22 protein-coding genes are annotated in these 20,024 nt (G+C 53.7%); 12 read left to right on the top strand and 10 right to left on the bottom strand.

What is annotated here, in order from left to right; genetic code table 11:
- Positions 1-230 precede the first annotated feature (230 nt).
- The 6 genes from FDX22_RS08175 (at position 231) to FDX22_RS08150 (ending at position 6,625) form a co-directional block, all read left to right on the top strand.
- Positions 231-1,385 (top strand): mandelate racemase family protein, encoded by a 1,155-nt coding sequence (locus FDX22_RS08175; RefSeq protein ID WP_146717008.1) that lies wholly within the window; start codon positions 231-233, stop codon positions 1,383-1,385.
- A 73-nt stretch (positions 1,386-1,458) separates the two neighbouring features.
- Positions 1,459-3,075, top strand: a complete 1,617-nt coding sequence (locus FDX22_RS08170; RefSeq protein WP_096756530.1) for an ABC transporter substrate-binding protein — start codon at positions 1,459-1,461, stop codon at positions 3,073-3,075.
- Positions 3,072-4,109, top strand: a complete 1,038-nt coding sequence (locus FDX22_RS08165; protein ID WP_115258061.1) for an ABC transporter permease — start codon at positions 3,072-3,074, stop codon at positions 4,107-4,109. The genes FDX22_RS08170 and FDX22_RS08165 overlap by 4 nt, the downstream gene beginning before the upstream one ends.
- Positions 4,106-5,011, top strand: coding sequence for an ABC transporter permease (locus tag FDX22_RS08160; protein WP_096756532.1), 906 nt, complete (start codon positions 4,106-4,108; stop codon positions 5,009-5,011). The genes FDX22_RS08165 and FDX22_RS08160 overlap by 4 nt, the downstream gene beginning before the upstream one ends.
- Positions 4,983-5,855, top strand: a complete 873-nt coding sequence (locus tag FDX22_RS08155; protein WP_117343245.1) for an ABC transporter ATP-binding protein — start codon at positions 4,983-4,985, stop codon at positions 5,853-5,855. The genes FDX22_RS08160 and FDX22_RS08155 overlap by 29 nt, the downstream gene beginning before the upstream one ends.
- A complete protein-coding gene (locus FDX22_RS08150; RefSeq protein WP_146717007.1) occupies positions 5,852-6,625 on the top strand; it encodes an ABC transporter ATP-binding protein in 774 nt (257 codons plus the stop codon). The genes FDX22_RS08155 and FDX22_RS08150 overlap by 4 nt, the downstream gene beginning before the upstream one ends.
- Here the strand turns inward: FDX22_RS08150 and yegS are convergent.
- The 7 genes from yegS to FDX22_RS08115 all read right to left on the bottom strand — a co-directional run bounded on the left by yegS (position 6,622) and on the right by FDX22_RS08115 (position 12,172).
- Complete coding sequence (gene yegS / locus FDX22_RS08145; RefSeq protein ID WP_096756535.1) at positions 6,622-7,521, bottom strand: lipid kinase YegS; 900 nt, start codon at positions 7,519-7,521, stop codon at positions 6,622-6,624. The genes FDX22_RS08150 and yegS overlap by 4 nt on opposite strands.
- A 130-nt stretch (positions 7,522-7,651) precedes the next feature.
- On the bottom strand, positions 7,652-8,383 hold the full coding sequence (artJ, locus tag FDX22_RS08140; protein ID WP_096756536.1) for an arginine ABC transporter substrate-binding protein ArtJ: 732 nt from the start codon (positions 8,381-8,383) through the stop codon (positions 7,652-7,654).
- A 179-nt stretch (positions 8,384-8,562) separates the two neighbouring features.
- Positions 8,563-9,231, bottom strand: coding sequence for an arginine ABC transporter permease ArtM (gene artM / locus FDX22_RS08135; RefSeq protein WP_096756537.1), 669 nt, complete (start codon positions 9,229-9,231; stop codon positions 8,563-8,565).
- Positions 9,231-9,947, bottom strand: coding sequence for an arginine ABC transporter permease ArtQ (gene artQ / locus FDX22_RS08130; RefSeq protein ID WP_096756538.1), 717 nt, complete (start codon positions 9,945-9,947; stop codon positions 9,231-9,233). Before artQ ends, artM begins: the two co-directional genes overlap by 1 nt.
- 6 nt (positions 9,948-9,953) lie before the next feature.
- The gene (artI, locus tag FDX22_RS08125) at positions 9,954-10,685 is read right to left on the bottom strand and encodes an arginine ABC transporter substrate-binding protein ArtI (protein ID WP_096756539.1); all 732 of its coding nucleotides are present in this window, start codon (positions 10,683-10,685) and stop codon (positions 9,954-9,956) included.
- Positions 10,686-10,701: 16 nt separating this feature from the next.
- Positions 10,702-11,430: an arginine ABC transporter ATP-binding protein ArtP gene (gene artP, locus FDX22_RS08120; protein WP_096756540.1), complete on the bottom strand. Its 729-nt coding sequence runs from the start codon at positions 11,428-11,430 to the stop codon at positions 10,702-10,704.
- A gap of 226 nt (positions 11,431-11,656) precedes the next feature.
- Positions 11,657-12,172: a lipoprotein gene (locus FDX22_RS08115; protein ID WP_115258065.1), complete on the bottom strand. Its 516-nt coding sequence runs from the start codon at positions 12,170-12,172 to the stop codon at positions 11,657-11,659.
- Positions 12,173-12,714: 542 nt separating this feature from the next.
- On the opposite strand from FDX22_RS08115, the gene cspG reads away from it, so the two are divergent.
- The 6 genes from cspG to FDX22_RS08085 all read left to right on the top strand — a co-directional run bounded on the left by cspG (position 12,715) and on the right by FDX22_RS08085 (position 16,449).
- Complete coding sequence (cspG, locus tag FDX22_RS08110) at positions 12,715-12,927, top strand: cold shock protein CspG (protein ID WP_046479624.1); 213 nt, start codon at positions 12,715-12,717, stop codon at positions 12,925-12,927.
- 10 nt (positions 12,928-12,937) lie between these two features.
- The gene (locus FDX22_RS08105) at positions 12,938-13,126 is read left to right on the top strand and encodes a cold-shock protein (protein ID WP_115259921.1); all 189 of its coding nucleotides are present in this window, start codon (positions 12,938-12,940) and stop codon (positions 13,124-13,126) included.
- A gap of 294 nt (positions 13,127-13,420) precedes the next feature.
- Positions 13,421-13,594, top strand: coding sequence for a GnsA/GnsB family addiction module toxin (locus tag FDX22_RS08100; protein ID WP_096756542.1), 174 nt, complete (start codon positions 13,421-13,423; stop codon positions 13,592-13,594).
- Between the two features lie 286 nt (positions 13,595-13,880).
- A complete protein-coding gene (locus FDX22_RS08095; RefSeq protein ID WP_146717043.1) occupies positions 13,881-15,179 on the top strand; it encodes an AppA family phytase/histidine-type acid phosphatase in 1,299 nt (432 codons plus the stop codon).
- Positions 15,180-15,298: 119 nt separating this feature from the next.
- Positions 15,299-15,622, top strand: a complete 324-nt coding sequence (locus FDX22_RS08090; protein WP_096756544.1) for a heavy metal-binding domain-containing protein — start codon at positions 15,299-15,301, stop codon at positions 15,620-15,622.
- Complete coding sequence (locus FDX22_RS08085) at positions 15,619-16,449, top strand: N-acetylmuramoyl-L-alanine amidase (RefSeq protein WP_146717006.1); 831 nt, start codon at positions 15,619-15,621, stop codon at positions 16,447-16,449. The genes FDX22_RS08090 and FDX22_RS08085 overlap by 4 nt, the downstream gene beginning before the upstream one ends.
- Here FDX22_RS08085 and FDX22_RS08080 read toward each other — a convergent pair.
- The 3 genes from FDX22_RS08080 to ltaE all read right to left on the bottom strand — a co-directional run bounded on the left by FDX22_RS08080 (position 16,446) and on the right by ltaE (position 20,000).
- The gene (locus tag FDX22_RS08080) at positions 16,446-17,459 is read right to left on the bottom strand and encodes an NAD(P)-dependent oxidoreductase (protein WP_096756546.1); all 1,014 of its coding nucleotides are present in this window, start codon (positions 17,457-17,459) and stop codon (positions 16,446-16,448) included. The two genes, FDX22_RS08085 and FDX22_RS08080, sit on opposite strands and share 4 nt — an antisense overlap.
- A gap of 98 nt (positions 17,460-17,557) precedes the next feature.
- The gene (locus FDX22_RS08075; protein ID WP_117343251.1) at positions 17,558-18,988 is read right to left on the bottom strand and encodes an SDR family oxidoreductase; all 1,431 of its coding nucleotides are present in this window, start codon (positions 18,986-18,988) and stop codon (positions 17,558-17,560) included.
- Positions 18,989-18,998: 10 nt separating this feature from the next.
- Positions 18,999-20,000, bottom strand: coding sequence for a low-specificity L-threonine aldolase (ltaE, locus tag FDX22_RS08070; RefSeq protein WP_146717005.1), 1,002 nt, complete (start codon positions 19,998-20,000; stop codon positions 18,999-19,001).
- Positions 20,001-20,024 lie beyond the last annotated feature (24 nt).

Raw genomic sequence — 20,024 nt, 5'->3', positions numbered from 1 at the left:
AACCCGCGTTTCTTGAAAAATTAAATTCAAAATATCATTTCAGTATAATCGCAATATTAGTCCGATCTACCTCACGTTTCTCCTGCCTTTTGTGAAAAGCATCACCTCTCCCTGTGCACTTGCACAGAAAATAGTCATGCCTTAGCGCGGAATGTCCGAGGCAAAGTTGCTTTTTTGCACATACATTTAGATGTGAAACAGCATTTCAAAGTTGCGCTAAGGACCCAATAATGAAAATTGAAGCTATCAATGTCTCCGTCTTCCAGTATCCCACCCGCCGGGTTTCTGATACCGCCGGACATTCCCATCCGGGGCCGGAAAACCTCGCCAAAATGGCCATGCTGACCATTACCGCCGATGACGGAACCCAGGGGTATTCGTTTGCACCGCCGGAAGTGGTGCGCCCGTTTGTGGTGAATACCTTTTTTCGCAAAGTGATGGTCGGTCAGGACCCGTTTAATCGGGAGCGCATCTGGCAGGATCTGGTGCACTGGCAGCGGGGAAGCGCGCATCAACTGACCGAACGCGCGCTGTCTTTTGTTGAGCAGGCGCTGTGGGATTTGATAGGCCGCAAGCTCAACATGCCGGTCTACAAGCTGCTGGGTGGTTTTCGCGATAAGGTCCCGGCCTACGGCAGCACCATGTGTGGTGACGATCTGCCCGGCGGACTGTCGACGCCGGAAGAATATGCCTGCTTTGCCGAAAAACTGGTCGCTCGTGGATATAAGGCGATCAAACTGCATACCTGGATGCCGCCGGTCTCCTTCGCGCCAAATCCGAAGATGGATGTGAAAGCCTGTGCCGCCGTGCGCGAGGCGGTCGGGCCGGATATTGATCTGATGATCGACGGCTATCACTGGTACAGCCGTACAGAAGCGCTGTACATCGGCAAGGAACTGGAAAAACTCAACTTTGCCTGGTTTGAAGAGCCGATGGAAGAAGAGAGCATGGCGTCTTACGCCTGGCTTGCCGAAAATCTCTCCATTCCGATCATTGGCCCGGAAAGCCTCGGTGGAAAACACCACAGCCGCGCGGACTGGGTGAAGGCGGGCGCATGCGACATTTTACGTGCTGGTGCCAACGGTGTGGGGGGGATCTCGCCCACCCTGAAAGTGGCCAACCTGGCCGAGTCGTTTGGCATGGACTGCGAAGTACACGGCAACGGTGCGGCGAGCCTCGCGGTGATTGGCGCGATTCGAAACTGTCGCTGGTACGAGCGCGGCCTGCTGCATCCGTTCCTCGACTACGACGAACCGGCCGCCTACCTGAACAGCATTGTTGACCCGATGGACGCCGACGGTTTTGTGCATCTGCCACAGCGCCCCGGTCTGGGGGAAGACATCAATTTTGCCTATATCGAAGCCAACACCGTCAGCCACGACTGACTGAAAACAATAAATGCCGGATAAGCCAAGCGTCATCCGGCAACATGTACCCTACAGTACAGGCAAACAATAGATGAAAAAAACTTCCTTACTGGGCGCGTGTTTACTCGCACTCGCCGTGTCGATGGGGAGCAGTGCGGCGTACGCCAAAACGCCGCCCGATCAGCTCATCATTGGTATGAACATGAATAACCTGCTGACCCTCGATCCGGCCGCCATGACCGGCAACGAAGTGGTGGGCATTGTGGTGAATTTATATGACTCGCTGGTGGAGTTGGATCCTGCCCAGTTGACCCATGTGAAACCCGCGCTGGCGACATCCTGGGATGTCAGCCCGGATGGCACCACCCTGACTTTTCATCTGCGCGATGACGTGACCTTTCACTCCGGTAATCCGCTAACTGCTGACGATGTGGTGTGGTCGATGCGTCGGATCCTGCACCTGAATCTGGCGCAGTCGTCGGTGTGGAAATCCTACGGCTTTAGCAAAAAAAATATCGACCAACAGGTCAGCGCCCCGGACAGGTTTACAGTGAAAATCACGCTGCCCAAAGCCAACGATCCGCAGTTGATTATCTATTCACTGGGGGCGCTGGGGAATCTCGGCGTGCTGGACAGCAAAACCGTGCAGCAACATGTGCTGAATAACGACTGGGGCAACCACTGGCTGACCACCAATGAAGCCGGGTCTGGCCCGTTTACCCTTGATACCTGGCAGGCGAAAGATGTCCTGCGCATGACGCGTAACCCGAACTACTGGCGCGGCGAGGCGAAAATGAGCCGCGTGGTGTTGCGTCATTTTCAGGAATCCCAGACCCTGCGTCTGATGATTGCCAAGGGCGATCTGGATATTGCCAGTAATATGGCGGTTTCAGACATCAATGCCCTGCGTAGCGATCCTGACCTGAGCGTGGATGCCGTCCAGCGAGGCACGATGTATTACGTGGCAATGAGCATGAAGGAGGCGCACTTCGCCAATCCGAAAGTCCGTGAAGCCGTGCGTTACCTGATTGATTATCAGGGGATCAATAAAGCGCTGATGCCGGGATACGGCGTATTGCATCAGCGACCTATCAAGGCAGGAATGCCCTCCACGCTGCCTGACCCCGGCTATCGCCTCGACATTCCGCGCGCTAAAAAGCTGCTGGCGGAGGCGGGATACCCGGACGGTTTCGACACCACGCTTCGGGTGCTGGCTGACCAGCCTTTCCAGAATATCGCGATTGCCGTGCAGTCCACGCTGATGCAGGCGGGTATTAACGCCAAAATCATCACCGGAACCGGTAATCAGATCTACGGCGCAATGCGCGAGCGTAAATTTGACATGTTGGTCGGGCGCGGCGGCAGCGGCATGGAACCGCATCCGCACTCCAGCCTGCGGGCGCTGGTCTATAACCCGGATAACAGCGATGCAGCCCGGCTTACCAACTTTCAGGGCTGGCGCACTGGTTTCTACGATAAACCGCTTAATGACATGATCGACAGCGCCCTGCTGGAGCGTGACCCGCAAACGCAGACTCGCGCGTATCAGGCGATCCAGACCCGCTACGACCAGCTTGTTCCCGCGCTAATTCCGTTGTCGCAAATGGTGGATTCGGTCGTTGTGCGCCGTGAGGTGCAGAATTATCAGCCGCATCCGTCGGCCACCACGTTTTTGCGTGATGTGTATAAAACCGGAGGTGAACAATGAGCGTTGCCATACTTGCACCTGGCTCACGCGCCCGGCGTGTCTCGACCCGTCTGATACAGGTGGCAATGACGTTGTTTGGATTGCTGCTGCTGACCTTTTTTATCGGTCGCGTCATGCCGATCGACCCGGTACTGGCGATCGTGGGACCTGATGCGGATCAGAGTACCTATCAGCAGGTGTATCACCAGTTAGGCTTTGATAAATCGCTGGCGGCGCAGTTTGGTATTTACTTCACCAATCTGCTGCACGGCGATCTGGGTAATGCGCTGCTGACCGGTAAGCCGGTGATGGATGACATTGTACGCGTTTTCCCGGCCACCATTGAGCTGGCGACGATGGCCATTGTGGTAGGGGCGGGTCTGGGGATCCCGCTGGGGGTGTTGGCAGCGGCACGACGCAATAGCCTGTCGGATTACGTGGTGCGCATCATTAGCCTGGCAGGTTATTCCACACCGATTTTCTGGGTGGGGATGATGGGGTTGCTGGTGTTCTACGCTTGGCTAAGTTGGGTGGGCGGCGCGGGGCGTCTGGATCTCGGACTGGACGGGCTGGTGCCGCGCCAGACCGGATTAATGACCGTCGATGCGCTGTTGGCCGGTAATGCCACCGTGTTCTGGAATGCCATTAATCATCTGGTTTTGCCTGCTGCGCTATTGGGTTTTCACTCGCTGGCTTACATCAGCCGTATGACCCGTAGCTTTATGCTGGCGCAGCTTTCACAGGAGTTCATTATCACCGCGCGCGTCAAAGGGCTGACCGAGCGTCAGGTCATCTGGAACCATGCGTTTCGCAATATTCTGGTGCAACTGCTCACGGTTGTCGCGCTGGCCTACGGTTCGCTATTGGAAGGCGCGGTGCTGATTGAAACCGTCTTTTCCTGGCCCGGTTTTGGCTCCTATTTAACCGGCAGCCTGCTGCTGGGTGACATGAATGCGGTGATGGGCTGCGTGCTGCTGGTTGGGGTGATTTTCGTCATGCTCAATCTGCTCTCCGACATGCTGTATCAATTCTTTGATCCGAGGACAAAATCATGACGGTTTCTCTGGATACGCCGCGGGATAGCGGCAATAGCGAACAACGTCTGCGGGCGAAGCAGGCGCTGCTGCGAGCGCGCGGGTTCATGGGCAAGATGGCGCGTAACCCGCTGACCGCCATTGGCGGAGGAATTATTGCGTTGTTATTGCTGGTGGCCATTTTTGCCCCGCTTATCGCACCGTACAACCCGTTGGTGCAGGATTTAAACAGTGCGCTGGTGGCGCCGAACGCGCAGCACTGGTTCGGGACCGATGAGTTTGGCCGCGATATCTTTAGCCGCCTGGTGTATGGCTCGCGCATCACGCTGTATATCGTGCTGCTGGTGTCGGTCACCGTAGGGCCGCTCGGTCTGCTGCTTGGCGTCACGGCGGGTTACTTCGGTGGCAAGGTCGACATGGTACTGATGCGCGTCACCGACATTTTCATTTCTTTTCCAAGCCTGGTACTGGCACTGGCCTTTGTCGCGGCACTCGGTCCGGGGCTGGAGCACGTAGTAATTGCCATTACGCTGACCGCCTGGCCGCCGATTGCGCGTCTGGCTCGTGCGGAAACGCTCTCGTTGCGTCAGGCCGATTTTATCTCTGCCGTTCGCCTGCAGGGGGCATCGGCAGGACGTGTGCTGTGGCGTCACATCGTACCGCTATGCCTGCCGTCGGTGATTATTCGTATCACCATGAATATGGCGGGGATCATTCTGACCGCTGCGGGCCTTGGGTTTCTGGGGTTAGGGGCTCAGCCACCGGATCCGGAATGGGGGGCGATGATCTCCAGCGGGCGCACCTACATGATGGAATGCTGGTGGGTAGTGACTATTCCGGGGCTGGCGATTTTGATCAACAGCCTGGCGTTCAACTTCTTAGGAGATGGCTTACGTGACATCCTCGATCCTCGCAGCGAATGATTCGCCTCTGCTTGATGTGCGTAACCTGCACGTCGATTTTATCAACGGCGGCGCGGTCACCCAGGCGGTGCGCGGCGTCTCCTTTCAACTCGGACGTGAAAAACTGGCGATTGTGGGTGAGTCAGGCTCCGGTAAATCCACTGTCGGGCGAGCGCTGCTGCACCTGCATCCGAAAAAAGCACGGGTTACGGCAGACAAAATGCAGTTTAGCGATGTGGATTTAGCCCATGCCAGCGAGGCGCAGATGCGGCAAATTCGCGGCAAGCGTATCTCGATGATTATGCAGGACCCGAAATACTCCCTTAATCCGGTGGTGAGCGTTGGCGATCAGATTGCCGAAGCCTGGCTTACCCATCATCCGGGGCGCAAGGCTGAGGCCAAAGCCAGGGCGCTGGAAATGCTGGAGGTGGTGCGTATTCGTCAGCCGCAGCGGGTGTATCAGCTCTATCCGCACGAGATTTCTGGTGGCCAGGGGCAACGTGTCATGATCGCGATGATGTTAATCACCGATCCGGAACTGGTGATTGCCGACGAACCCACCTCGGCGCTGGACGTGTCGGTGCGTCTGCAGGTGTTGGGGCTGCTTGACTCGCTGGTGGAGTCGCGCGGGTTGGGGCTTATTTTTATCAGCCATGACATCAACCTGGTGCGCAGCTTCTGCGATCGCGTCCTGGTGATGTATGCCGGGCGGGTGGTGGAATCCATCGCCGCAGGCGATCTCCATCATGCGCAGCATCCCTATACTCAGGGGCTGATTAGCGCATTGCCAGAAATCCACAACCGCCGGGCGGTGCTGCCGGTGCTGCAACGTCAGCCCAGTTGGCTGAGTGAGGAGGGGATATGATCGACGTTAAAAATCTGAACCTGGCATTTGGTGAGGGAGAAAAACGCAATCAGGTGCTGTATGACGTGACGTTTGGGGTTCAGCCCGGAGAGGTCTACGGTCTGGTTGGAGAGTCTGGTTCGGGAAAGACAACCGTACTGAAGTGTCTGGCTGGACTGTTTACCCATTGGCAGGGTGAACTGGCGATCGACGGACAAGCCCTGGATCACCGTATTCGCCGCGAACGCTGCCGCCTGGTACAGATGGTATTCCAGGACCCATATGGTTCGCTGCATCCCCGGCATACCATCAGCGATATCCTCGAAGAGCCGCTGTTGATCCACGGCATTGCTGACCGGGATCGGCGGGTTAACGGGCTGCTGGATAAGGTCGGTCTGAACCGGGCATTTCGCGACCGGTATCCGCATCAGCTTTCTGGCGGGCAGCGTCAGCGTGTGGCGATTGCGCGGGCGCTAATCCTCGAACCGCAGGTGCTGTTGCTGGACGAGCCGACCTCTGCGTTGGACGTATCGGTACAGGCCGAAATTCTTAACCTGCTGGCTGAATTGCAAAAGGAGTCCAGCCTGACCTATCTGCTGGTCACCCACGATCTGGGGGTTATTGCGCATTTGTGTCAGAAAGTGGCGGTGATGCAATACGGAAAAATTCTTGAAACGCTCACCGTGGATGCGCTGGTCAACGGTGAGGCGCAAACCGAGTATACCCGGATGTTAATAAGCGGCAGCCAGCGCTATTCCCGCGAACTGGCGCGGGAAGTGGCGGCGTACTAGCGTAACAAGGGACAACCAGGCGGTAACCGGCAGCGCAGCGCGGCGGGGAGGATTTCGATGTGAAATTCCTGCCCGCTTAGCGGTTCGCCATCGAGATTAAACGTGATTTCATGCGGGGCACGGATATCAAACCAGGATGACGCGCCATCAATAATATTGGGGTTGTCGTCGGATTGGGTAAGTGCCGAAAGTAGCGCCGGAAGAAGCTCATCGCCGGTAAAAATGCGCAGTTGCAGCAGACCGTCGTTGATCAGTGCCGTGGGGCAAAGTTGCTGCCCGCCGCCAGCCTGACGACCATTGCCGATGCCGATCACCAGCGCGTCTCCCTGCCAGTGAAAGTTTTCCCCGCGAATTTCGCAACTGTCGGGCTTCAGCGTGTCCATGCGCATGAGCCCATGAATAAAGTACGACACGCCGCCCAGCGCGGCTTTGAGTTTTTCTGGTGTTTCTGTCGTGACCCGCGTGCCGAATCCGCCCGTCGCCATATTGATAAAACAGGTTTTATCATTGACCTGCACCATATCTATTTCAACCGCATTGCCGGCGATGGCCAGCTTCAAGGCTTTATCCAGAACATCAGGAATACCCACGCTGGTGGCGAAGTCATTTGCGGTTCCCAGCGGCAAAATCCCCAGTGCGGGTATATCCTCCCCCTGGCAATGGATGAGCGCGGTGGAGACTTCGTTGATGGTGCCATCACCGCCGCCCGCAATGACGGTGGCAACGCCCAACTGGCGGGCCTCATCAACGTAACGCCGGGCGTCGCCTTTTTCCCAGGTGACGCGCACATGGATCTCAACGCCCTCATCGCGTAGCAGGGCAATCGCCTCGCGCAGCGGGGGATTATCAGCACTTTTTCCATTCAGGATCAGTAAGCTGGCTGGGAATGCTATCATCCTGTTGCCTCACTTTTATCGTTTTAACAAGTGTATGCCAGGAATGGGTTTATGGCGTAAGAACTGACCGAAAGCGCGGACGTTAAACGTAAAAAGCCGCGATTTGCGGCTTTTTCAGGTAAGGCAGGGATTACTGCGGGAACCACTGATCGCTGATTTTTTGATAGGTACCGTCAGCTTTAATGGCGGCCAGCGCGGTGTTCAGTTTTTCCAGCAGTGCGGTGTTATCCGGGCGAACGGCAATGCCAAGGCCGGTGCCGAAGTATTGCGGGTCAGTTACTTTGTCCGTTGCTACGCCTAACTGCGGATTGGTTTTCAGCCACTCGTTAACCACGGCAGTGTCGCCAAATACGCCATCAATACGCCCGTTTTTCAGGTCAATGATCGCATTCTGGTAGCTGTCGTACGCCACGGTTTTCACTTCAGGATGTTTATCCTGCAGGTATTTCTGGTGCGTGGTGCCGTTTTCCATGCCGATACGTTTGCCTTTCAAATCAGCAAAGGTTTTATAGGTGTCTTTTTTCGCAATGACCAGCGCTGAGTTGGCATAGTAGGGCTGAGTAAAGGAGACCTGCTTACTACGTTCTGGCGTGATGTCCATACCGGAAATCACCGCATCGTATTTTTTGAATTTCAGCGCAGGGATCAGGCTGTCGAACGCATGATTAGTAAAAGTACAGTCAGCCTGCATTTGTTTGCACAATGCTGAAGCCAGGTCGATGTCAAAACCAACGATTTTATTGCTGGCATCCAACGATTCGAATGGCGGGTAGGTTGCTGAGACACCGAAATTGATTTTATCAGCAGCAGAGGCGCCGGTGGCGAAGGTAGCAAGTAATGCGGCCAGGACTAACTTTTTCATGGTGGAACTCCCGTCTGTCAATCTTATGATGATTCACCGTGTCTGCGGCGTTGATTTACAATGCCATTTAATGAATTTATATGCAATAAAAATGATTAAATATTTTATGTGGAATAAAAAAAAGCGGACAGTCCAGAGACATGTCCGCCTTTACTATTCAGCTTTATGCAGTTATTGACTTAATTGCGGTGTTCAAACGCCAGTGCTTTACGCTCGATTAAGCGCATCATCAACGTCAGCAGGCCGTTAACAATCAGATAAATCACGCCCGCCGCGCCGAAGACCATGACGTCATAGGTGCGACCATACAACAGCTGGCTGTAACCCATGACTTCCATCAGCGTGATGGTGTAGGCCAGGGAGGTACTTTTGAACACCAGCACCACTTCGTTGGAGTACGAGGAGAGGGCGCGTTTAAAGGCATACGGCAGCAAGATGGCCAGCGTATCTTTCTTGCTCATCCCCAATGCACCACAGGATTGCCACTGACCTTCCGGGATTGCGCGAATAGCGCCGTAGAACAGCTGCGTGGTATACGCGGCACTGTTTAACGACAGCGCAATCAAGGCGCACAGCCAGGGTTCTGACAGCAGATGCCAGAGGACCGGATACTCCTGCAGCGCGGGAAACTGCCCCGGACCGTAGTAGATCAGGAAGATTTGCACCAACAGCGGCGTACCGGTAAACAGCGTAATGTAGGCGCGTACCAGCCACACCAGCACCGGAGTTTTCAGCGTCAGGATGACGGTGAAAATCAGCGCCATGACCAGCGCAACCACGATGGAGGCAACCGTCAACGTCAGGCTGGTATGCAGCCCTTTCATCAGTTCTGGTAAATACTCAAGCATCAGCCCGGTCTCCGCTCAAAACGTGTCGCGCGCAGGTCAATGCGTTTGAGAATGTACTGACTCAACAGCGTTATCACCAGATAAATGGCCGCCGCCACGATGTACCAGGTAAACGGCTCCTGAGTACGCGTGGCAATGCTTTTGGTTTGCAGCATCAGATCGTTGACGCTGATCAGGCTTACCAGCGCGGTATCTTTCAGCAAAACCAGCCACTGGTTACCCAGTCCCGGCAGGGCATGACGCCACATTTGCGGCATCACCAGACGAAAGAAGATCGCGGTTTTGGACAGCCCCAGCGCCTGACCAGACTCCCATTGCCCGAGCGGGACGGCTTTCAGTGCGCCACGCAGCGTTTGCGACGCATAGGCCGCATACAGCAATGACAGCGCAATGACGCCGCACAGGAACGGACTGACGTCGAAGTTTTCGATCTCCATCTGCACCGGGATCTGCACGATGCCAAGATTTATCGTAAACCCATCGGCCAGCGTCAGCAGCAACTGGGAGGAACCGAAATAGATAAACAGAACCACCAGAATTTCCGGCAGTCCGCGCAGGAGCGTCACCAGGGCTGAACCCGTCCATGCCACTGGACGCCATTTAGCAGACTCCCAGACGGCAAACAACATTGCGAGAGCCAGGCCAATGATCAGCGCACAAACGGCAAGGCCGACGGTCATCCCGGCGGCGCTTGCTAAAGGAAAAAATTCATTCATCTAATATTACTTCTGGAACCATTTGTTATAGATGGTTTCGTACGTCCCATCTTTCTTCACTTTTTCCAGCGCAGCATTGAATTTCTGCTGCAGCTCGGTATTGCCCTGGCGCATGGCGATGCCCAGACCGGTACCGAAGTAATCTTTATCGGTAACTTTATCGCCAACGGCGGCCAGTTTCGGATTGTCCTTCAGCCATTCGGTCACGACAGCGGTATCACCAAAGACGCCATCAATACGCCCGTTCTGCAGGTCGAGTTTGGCATTCTGGTAGCTGTCATACGGGACGGTGGTGACTTCCGGATGTTTATCCATGATGAATTTCTGGTGCGTGGTGCCGTTTTGTACGCCCACTTTCTTGCCTTTCAGCTGGTCAATGCTGGTGTATTTACCCTGTTGACCAACAAACAACGCTGAGTTGTCGTAGTAAGGCGTAGTGAACAACACCTGCTTTTCACGCTCCGGCGTGATGTCCATTCCGGCCATTACCGCGTCAAAACGGCGGAATTTCAGGCTTGGGATCAGGCTGTCGAAAGCCTGGTTAGTGAACGTACAGGTGGCGTCGATCTCTTTACACAGCGCATTTGCCAGGTCAACGTCAAAACCCACGATGTTGTTATTAGCATCAATGGATTCAAACGGAGGATAAGACGCTTCCGTAGCGAAGCGAATGGTTTGGGCTGCGGTAGCGGAAAGGCTAAAACCTGCGATTAGCGCGGCAATCAGAACTTTTTTCATTGTATTGTCCCGAATCTTAGTGAGAGAGATAGTTTTTAAACGCTTCGGTTTGCGGGTTGGCAAAGCAGCTCGCATTCCCAAACTCGACGATATGACCGTTTTCCATATACACCACACGACTGGCCGTTTTACGGGCGACTTCCACTTCGTGGGTGACGATCACCTGAGTAATATTGGTTTCTGCCAGCTCACGAATGATGCTGACGATTTGTGCGGTAATTTCCGGGTCAAGCGCTGCGGTCGGTTCATCAAACAGCAGCACCTGTGGCTCCATCATTAACGCGCGGGCAATGGCCACACGCTGTTGCTGGCCGCCGGAAAGATGCAGTGGGTAACGATCGCTATAGGGCTTCAGTCGCAGACGTTCCAGCAGCTTCTCGGCACGCGCCAGCGCCTGGTCCTTGCTCAGACCCAGCACGCGGCAGGGCGCTTCGATCAGGTTCTGCTGCACAGTAAGATGCGGCCAAAGATTGTATTGCTGAAAGACCATGCCCACGTTCTGACGCAGTTCGCGAATGGCTTTATCAGAAGGTGTTTTCGTGAAGTCGAAACGGTTACCGGCAATAGAGAGCGTGCCCGAACGCGGCATCTCAAGCAGGTTGAGTACGCGCAGTAGCGAGCTTTTCCCGGCTCCACTTGGGCCAAGTAACACCAGTGTTTCGCCCTGAGGGCAATCCAGCGTGATATCGAACAGCGCCTGATGTGCGCCGTAGAAGCAGTTAATGCCGTTTAATTGAATACTCATTGACACTCGTATACTGGCAGTCTGATAGCTATTGAAGCCGCAGATACTACCTTTGACAGAATAGTTATGCAATATTTATGCGTTAAAAGTTAAATGCAAACCGCATTCTTCTCTAAACATAGCACAAAATAGCGGGGTCACCAGTGGGCAAGAATAATTGTCGGCATTCTATGCAGAATGCCAGACAATTTATGGGGTTTATGATTTGAACGAATGAATGGCGGGATTAACGGTTTTCGACAGACTGGCGCAGCGTCCCGGCTGGCGCATGTACACTACCGCCCAGATAGCGAACATCATCCACGACCCAGCACTGGCCTTCACGGATCATCAGTACTTCATCACGCCAGGTTTGATTACCCTGCTTAAGCTCTACGCGCAGCGGAATGTTACGTGCATCACTATTCGGAATGGTCGAGGCGCTGGCGACACTGGCGCTGTCCGGTAAGGTGGTACGGCTGGAGAAGGGGTCGCTGGTCAGCAGCTCGCGGTGCGAGTTATCGCGGCTGGCATCGGTCAGCAATTTCGCCAGGTTGTCACTTAAGTACGGACGCAGGGCGGTGATGTCGTTGCTGCGATGCTGAATGCGGTAATCATAGAACTGTTGTGCCACGCTGTCTGGCCCACCTTCCACGCAAGCGCCGCTACGCGGGCCGTTGTCTTTATAAGCCGGAGTTACGGTGGTACAGGCGCTGAGAAGAAGTGCACAGGGGACCAACAGAGAGAGTTTCGAGTAGCGCATAATGATTTCCTTATTAGCTTTCTACTAATAGTATTCTACGATGAAAAATTCTATCCTTTCAATGACTGTGTAATCGATTAACACTTTGTTTTTACTTGCATAACTTCGCAAATTTCACCGACTGGTACATCTGTGGCTATTGACTGCTTACCTCGGTTCAGTATATCAAACTGCGGCATGATGTTGTCGCCAAGGATGCTCCCTATAGTGTATAGACCATCCACGTATCTGCATGCTTATTTACGAGGCAACAAAATGTGGAAGCCGGACTGCGACGGTATGTATAAGTGCACAATGACGGAGCAGTCCTTAGGCTATCAGGGTATCCGGATGGCTAAAATAAGGGTTGATTAATTCCTGGGCTCATGCGTTAATAGTTGAGTCGGTTTGAATAATAGACGATTTACAAAGTAGTTTACTTCCGCAGTTCTCATTTTCAGGTTTATCCATTTATCCCTTCTTTGAGTCACTCCGCTAAGCACTAAGTCGATTCTGTAATAAAACCAAATATGCCGAAGGGCTCAAATTAAGGAATAAAATATATGTCTAATAAAATGACGGGTTTAGTTAAGTGGTTTAATCCTGAGAAAGGTTTTGGATTCATCACGCCCAAAGATGGTAGCAAAGATGTGTTTGTGCATTTTTCTGCTATCCAAAGTAACGACTTTAAAACGCTGAATGAAAATCAGGAAGTCGAGTTTAGCGTGGAGCAGGGACCTAAAGGCCCATCCGCTGTTAATGTTGTGGCGCTCTAAGGTAACTATTATTACTAATCATATTCACTTTCGCTGCCCATGTTGCCATGGTTCGCAGTACAGAACATCGAGCTTCGATGTGACTGAGGGAAATCCGTTTGGCGCGAAATGTATTTTTTGCAAATCTAAAATGATTACATTTGATAATGTTGCAATGTACATTCAGTCCGGCCAGACTCCGCTGGATTTCAGAAAATAATTTTTTAGGCCCCTTCAAGGGGCCTTTTTTAATGACTTAACAGATGACCCTACCTGTTTATCGTGAGATCGTCATCTTGACGTTGTTGTCGTGATGCCAGAACATCGTTTACTGCGAACCTGCCTTCAGTCCCTCTCTTGTCGTTTAATCTGCAAACAATTTCTGGGTGTGTAATGACCAGTTTCGCCTGGGTTATTGAATCTTTTTATCGTATAGTTTATAGATATCCATGGTTATACAGATAATACTATCTACTGGCGCGTTGATGCCGTTACAGACCAGAAGAGGTGCATAATGGACGTCGAGAAATTAAAAAATAAAACTGAAGCGGATATATCTGAGTTCATCACAAAGAAAATTGTTGAGCTGAAGAAAAAGACCGGGAAAGAAGTTTCCGATATTCAGTTTATCGCTCGTGAGAAAATGACCGGGCTTGAAAGTTATGACATTAAAATTAAGTTGATCTAATTTTCAAATACCATCCAGTATGCGTTAAAGCATCGCCGTCCAGCTGAGGCGGTGCTTTTTATTTTTATAATTTCAAAATGAAATTATAAGTGTGATCTCGTTCCGTGTGTGAACGAGGCGGTGGCAAAAGTGTGTGAATTTCAGCCGTACGCGATAACCCAGTATTTCATCCTGGTGGATATTTATTATCACAGGCGTAGGATGATTTGGCTGTCGACAAGATAAGACGTTCGTCCTGTCGTGTGCGGGCTTCTGATTATTCATTAACGACGAGGTGGTGCTGGTAATGAGTACACTGATCATTCGTTTATTGTTCTTAACGATTATATTGGCCCCTGTTTCATTACGCGCCGATGAACAGAGCGGAATGCAGCTTGAGCGTGTTGTCATCGTCAGTCGTCATGGCGTCAGGGCACCGACAAAGTTCACGCCGCTTATGCAGCAAGTCACTCCCGACCGCTGGCCGCAATGGGACGTTCCTCTGGGGTGGTTGACTCCTCGCGGCGGGGCACTCATTACTGAATTAGGACGGTATCAACGTTTACGCCTGGCGGACAAAGGTCTGCTGGATAATAAAACGTGTCCAACGGCAGGGCAGGTCGCGGTCATTGCCGATAGCGATCAACGTACCCGTAAAACGGGTGAAGCATTCCTGGCAGGACTGGCCCCGGAATGTAAAGTACAGGTTCATTATCAACAAGATAAGTCAAAATCTGATCCCCTTTTTAATCCCATCAAGGCGGGGCAGTGTTCGCTGAACACATCGCAGGTGAAAGAGGCCATCCTGACCCGGGCTGGCGGAAGTCTTGATGAGTACACGCGCCACTACCAACCCGCATTTCAAGCCCTGGAACGGGTGTTAAATTTCTCCCAGTCAGAAAAGTGTCAAGCAGCTGGGCAGTCTGCACAGTGTACGCTAACCGACGTCTTACCTGCTGAACTCAAGGTCTCTCCAGAAAATATATCGTTGTCAGGCTCATGGGGACTGGCTTCAACCCTGACGGAAATCTTCCTGCTGCAACAAGCACAAGGGATGTCGCAGGTGGCCTGGGGGCGTATTCATGGCGATAAAGAATGGCGTACATTATTAAGTCTGCACAATGCGCAGTTTGACCTTCTGCAGAAAACCCCGGAGGTTGCCCGTAGCAGGGCCACACCGTTACTTGATTTGATACGTACAGCGCTCGTAACACAGGGGGCAACAGAAAATAAATACGCAATTCAGTTGCCCGTCTCTTTGTTGTTTATTGCGGGGCATGACACCAATCTTGCCAATATCAGCGGGGCATTAGGCCTTAACGTGTCTCTGCCCGGTCAGCCAGATAATACGCCGCCGGGTGGAGAGTTTGTTTTCGAAAGGTGGAAACGGGTTAGCGATCATTCTGATTGGGTGCAGGTTTCTTTTATGTATCAGACATTGCAGGAAATGCGTGATATGCAACCTTTGTCGTTGCAATCGCCTCCCGGAAAAATTGTGCTGCCCTTAGCGGCCTGCGATGAGAAAAATACGCAGGGAATGTGCTCATTAAAAAGTTTTTCTACACTCATTGATTCCGTTCGCGTGTCCGAATGTGCTGAGAAATAATATTTTTATTGCATCATTTCGATCATGTTGAAAATTAAACAATCGGAACCTTTCAATGATAGGGTATTGGTTCGATAATGCTTTAAGGCAGCGTTGTTAGCGTAATAAGGAGATATACCATGCAGTTTTCGACCACCCCTACGCTGGAAGGGCAAAGCATCGTGGAATATTGCGGTGTGGTAACCGGTGAAGCGATTTTAGGCGCGAATATCTTCCGCGATTTTTTTGCCGGGATCCGGGACATTGTCGGCGGTCGCTCTGGCTCATACGAAAAAGAGCTGCGCAAAGCGCGTGAAATTGCCTTTCAGGAACTCGGCGAACAGGCGAAAGCGTTGGGAGCAGATGCGGTCGTTGGTATTGATATTGATTACGAAACCGTGGGTAAAGATGGCAGCATGCTGATGGTGAGCGTCAGCGGGACTGCGGTGAAAACTCGCCGATGAAGCGTCTGTTATGGCTGCTGGCATTTGCTGTGTTGCTGACGGGCTGTGCGCGCGAGCCAGGGATTGTCGACAAAAACGGGTATCAACTGGATACCCGACGCCAGGCGCAGGCGGCATATCCACGCATTAAAGTGCTGGTAATTCACTACACGGCTGATGATTTTGACTCATCGCTGGCCACGCTGACGGATAAAAACGTCAGCTCGCACTATCTGATCCCGGCAGTACCACCGCTGCACGGCGGCAAGCCGCGGATCTGGCAGCTGGTCCCGGAAAAGGATCTGGCCTGGCATGCAGGGATCAGCTTCTGGCGAGGCGCTACGCGGATTAACGACACGTCGATTGGGATTGAACTGGAAAACCGTGGCTGGCAAAAATCAGCGGGCGTGAAATATTTTGCGCCATTTGAAGCGACGCAGATCCAGGCGTTGATCCCGCTGGCAAAGGACATTATTGCCCGCTACGACATCAAGGCGCAGAACGTGGTGGCGCATGCGGATATCGCTCCGCAGCGTAAAGACGATCCCGGCCCGCTGTTTCCGTGGCGTGAACTGGCCGCGCAGGGTATTGGCGCCTGGCCGGATGCTCAGCGCGTCGCGTTTTATCTTGGCGGACGCGCACCCCATACGCCGGTGGACACCGCATCGTTACTTGATTTGCTGTCGCGCTACGGCTACGAGGTGAAACCGGACTTGACGCCGCGTGAACAGCAGCGGGTGATTATGGCGTTCCAGATGCACTTCCGCCCGGCGTTGTGGAACGGCGTGGCGGATGCCGAAACGCAGGCCATTGCCGAAGCGCTACTGGAGAAATACGGGCAAGGTTAACGCGGCAGCTTACCGTGGTCGCGCAGCCAGGCCGCGGTACGCTCAATCCCTTCATCCAGCGTCACGACAGGCTGATAACCCAGCTCTTCCTGGGCGCGGGTGGTGTCCAGCGTAAAGTCAAAATTGAGCTTTGAGACACCGTAGTGTGTGAGCTTGGGTTCTTTTGCCGATTTATTCCCCAGACGCTCCATGCTGCGGGCAATCATGTCCAGCATTGGATAAGGCACGGAGCGGATGCGGCAATCAATATTCAGTTCGTCAATCAGCTTCTGCACGATGCTGCGCAGCGTGCGATGCTCACCGTTGGTAATGTTATACACACGACCTGATGGCAGATTGTCACAGGCTTCCTGACTTGCCAGCCACATCGCGTGAATCGCATTTTCATAGTAGGTCATATCCACCAGTGCGCTGCCGCCGTGTGGGAGCAGGACGCTGCCATAGTGATGCATCATGTGCGCCAGGCGGGGGATAAAAACTTTATCATGCGGGCCAAACAGGCTCTGCGGACGCAGTACCGTAAAGCGAGTTTGCGGATTGGCCTGGGCTAACAGCGCAATCACGTCTTCGCCGGCTGCTTTACTGCGGGCGAATTCGTTGGCGAAGCGGTGAGGTCGAAAGTCCTCTTTGATATCGCGATGGTGGTGATAATCAAAATAGAGCGACGGGGAGGAGATATGAATAAAGTTACGCACGCCCCAGGCAACCGACCACTCGCCCAGACGGCGGGTGGCGCGGACGTTAGCCAGGTCAAAGGCTTCCTGTGTTCCCCACGGCGAGGTAAAACTGGAACAGTGCCATAGCGTGTCGATGCCTGCGAGCATCACTTTTGCTTGCGAAGAGACCAGCTCGGTCAAATCCGCATGCACAAATTCTGCGCCCATTTTCTCCAGCAACTTACCCATCGCTTCGTTGCGACCGGTAGCTCTGACGCTGATGCCTTTCTTGCGTAAAAACTCAACCGCGTTTCGGCCTAAGCCGCTGGTGGCTCCGGTAACCAGTACCTTCATATCAATCCGCTGTGTTTAATAGAACTTCGTGCGCATTCTTCCGTGAATTACGCCTGTATGCAATGGGAAACATGAAAGAATACAGCCTCTTTTTGTCTTTAGTCTGTGATTTGTTCTGCAAGTTTGGCGATACGCTTTGCCATCCCCCTGAAAATAAACAGGTGAGCCGGGATCATCAGCAGCCAGTAGAACAGACCGGGCATACCGTGCGGGTGCCACCAGGCGCGGACGTCAATGCGACGGCGATCGCCTTTATCTTCCAGGGTAAAACTCAGACGACCGAGTCCTGGCGCCTTCATACCAAATAACAGTGTTAGCTGCTTCTCCGGTTCGACGATAATAACCTTCCAGCTATCCACGGTATCGCCGACCTGTAAAAGCGGACGCTCCGGCCGACCTTTTGCCAGTTTATGCCCCACCAGCAGATCCATGGCTGCGCGCGTCTTCCACAGAATATTGCCAAAGAAATAGCCCTCTTTGCCGCCGAGGCGATTCACCACTTGCCACAGCGCCTTCAGGCTGGCGGATGTCTCGACGCTAAACCCGGCCTGTTTGGCGAAATAGCCGTACTCCGGTCGCCAGCGGGCAAAGGCCTGCGCGTCGTATCCCCACTCGCTGGAGTCGACCAGTTTCTCTTCTTCCTTCAGCGTGCTGCGTACCGCATCGTCAAAGGCGATGAGCTTTTGGGGGATCAATGCCCTCAGTTCGGTGTCATCGGCCAGCAGATCGTGTTTCAGGCCCTGTATCAGCGCCTGGGCGGTCGTCGGTGGAACCGAGGTGATCACATTTAAAAACCACACTGAAATCCAGCGGGTCGGGAAAGGGATGGGGATAAGCAGGCGATGCTTGCCGCTGACCGCCATAAAATGTTCGAACTGCTCTTGATAGCTTAATACCTGCGGCCCCGCCGCCTCGAGTACGCGGTGGCCGTTTGCCGGGTGCGCCAGCAGCGCAACTAAATAGTACAGCAGATTCTCCAGTGCAATCGGTGTGGTACGCGATCGTACCCAGCGCGGCGGGGTGAGTACCGGCAGGTTGTAGACCATATCACGCATCACCTCAAAGGCCGCAGAGCCCGCGCCGACGATAATACCTGCCCGTAACTCCGTAACCGGGACGCCAGATTCGCGCAACGTGTCAGCCGTTATCTGCCGTGCGCGCAGGTGATCGGACTGTTCATGCTTGGGGGCCTGTAAGGAGCTCAGGAAAATCAGCTGGTTCACTGGCGTATGGCGCAGGGCGTCGCGGACATTCTGCGCCACTTGACGCTCGTGGGCGATAAAATCACCACCTTCACCCATCCCGTGCACCAGGTAATAGACCGTATCAACGTCGGCTAGCAGCGGCGTCAGGGTATCTGGTTCGTTTAAATCAACCTTATGACAACTGACGCCGGGCAGTTGCTGTTTGTCCAGTCGCTCGATGCGACGTGCCGCCGCCAGCACCTGATGCCCTTGCTGGCTGAGCGCTTTTACCAGATGTTGACCAATGTAACCACTGGCGCCAAGTACCAAAATCCGTTGCGGCACGCCGGTCTCCTTAGCGGTTTAAAAAAGCACGCCAGTGAGCGGCGACTTCAGCAAGTTGTTCACGCGAAACGTCCAGATGCATCACCAGACGCACAATCGGCGAGGCGTTAATCAGCACGTCTTTAGATTTCATGTACTCGCCCAGCGCAGCAGCGTGTTCTTCACCCACGCGGACAAACAGCATATTGGTGTCGTGACGCATAACGTCGGCACCCGCTTCACGCAATTGTTCTGCCATCCAGGCAGCGTTGTCGTGATCAATTTGCAAACGCGCCACGTTATTTTTGAGCGCATACAGCCCGGCAGCCGCCAGAATACCGGCCTGGCGCATACCGCCGCCGGTCATCTTGCGCCAGCGAATCGCACGTTTGATGTAATCACGGCTGCCGACCAGCAGTGACCCGACCGGCGTCCCCAGCCCTTTGGAGAGGCAAATGGTGAACGAGTCACAATATTGGGTGACGTCCTTAAGCTCACAACCGTAGGCGACGATGGCGTTAAAAATACGCGCGCCGTCAACGTGCAGCGCCAGATTTCGTTCGCGGGTGAATTCCCAGGCCTCCTTCAAATACTCACGCGGCAGCACTTTACCGTTATGGGTGTTTTCCAGACTGAGCAGGCGGGTACGGGCAAAATGAATATCATCGGCTTTGATTTTAGCGGCGACTTTGTCCAGCGGCAGCGTGCCATCCGGCGCGGCGTCGATAGGCTGTGGCTGAATGCTGCCGAGCACCGCGGCACCACCGGCTTCGTATAAATAGTTATGCGCGCCCTGGCCTGCGATGTACTCCTCGCCGCGCTGACAGTGGCTGAGCAGCGCCACCAGATTTGCCTGGGTGCCGGTCGGTAAGAAAATAGCCGCTTCTTTACCAGAAAGTTCAGCGGCATACTGCTGAAGGGCATTGACGGTAGGGTCGTCGCCGTAGACGTCGTCCCCGACCGGGGCCGCCATCATCTCTTCCAGCATGGCGCGACTCGGGCGGGTGACAGTATCACTACGTAGGTCGATCACGGGCATTCCTTTTTAAGTGAGGTA

Source organism: Citrobacter sp. TBCS-14 (assembly GCF_005280805.1).
GTDB lineage: Bacteria > Pseudomonadota > Gammaproteobacteria > Enterobacterales > Enterobacteriaceae > Citrobacter > Citrobacter gillenii.
The sequence above is the reverse complement of the archived record's forward strand: the minus strand, read 5'-3'. Positions and strand labels throughout refer to the sequence as shown.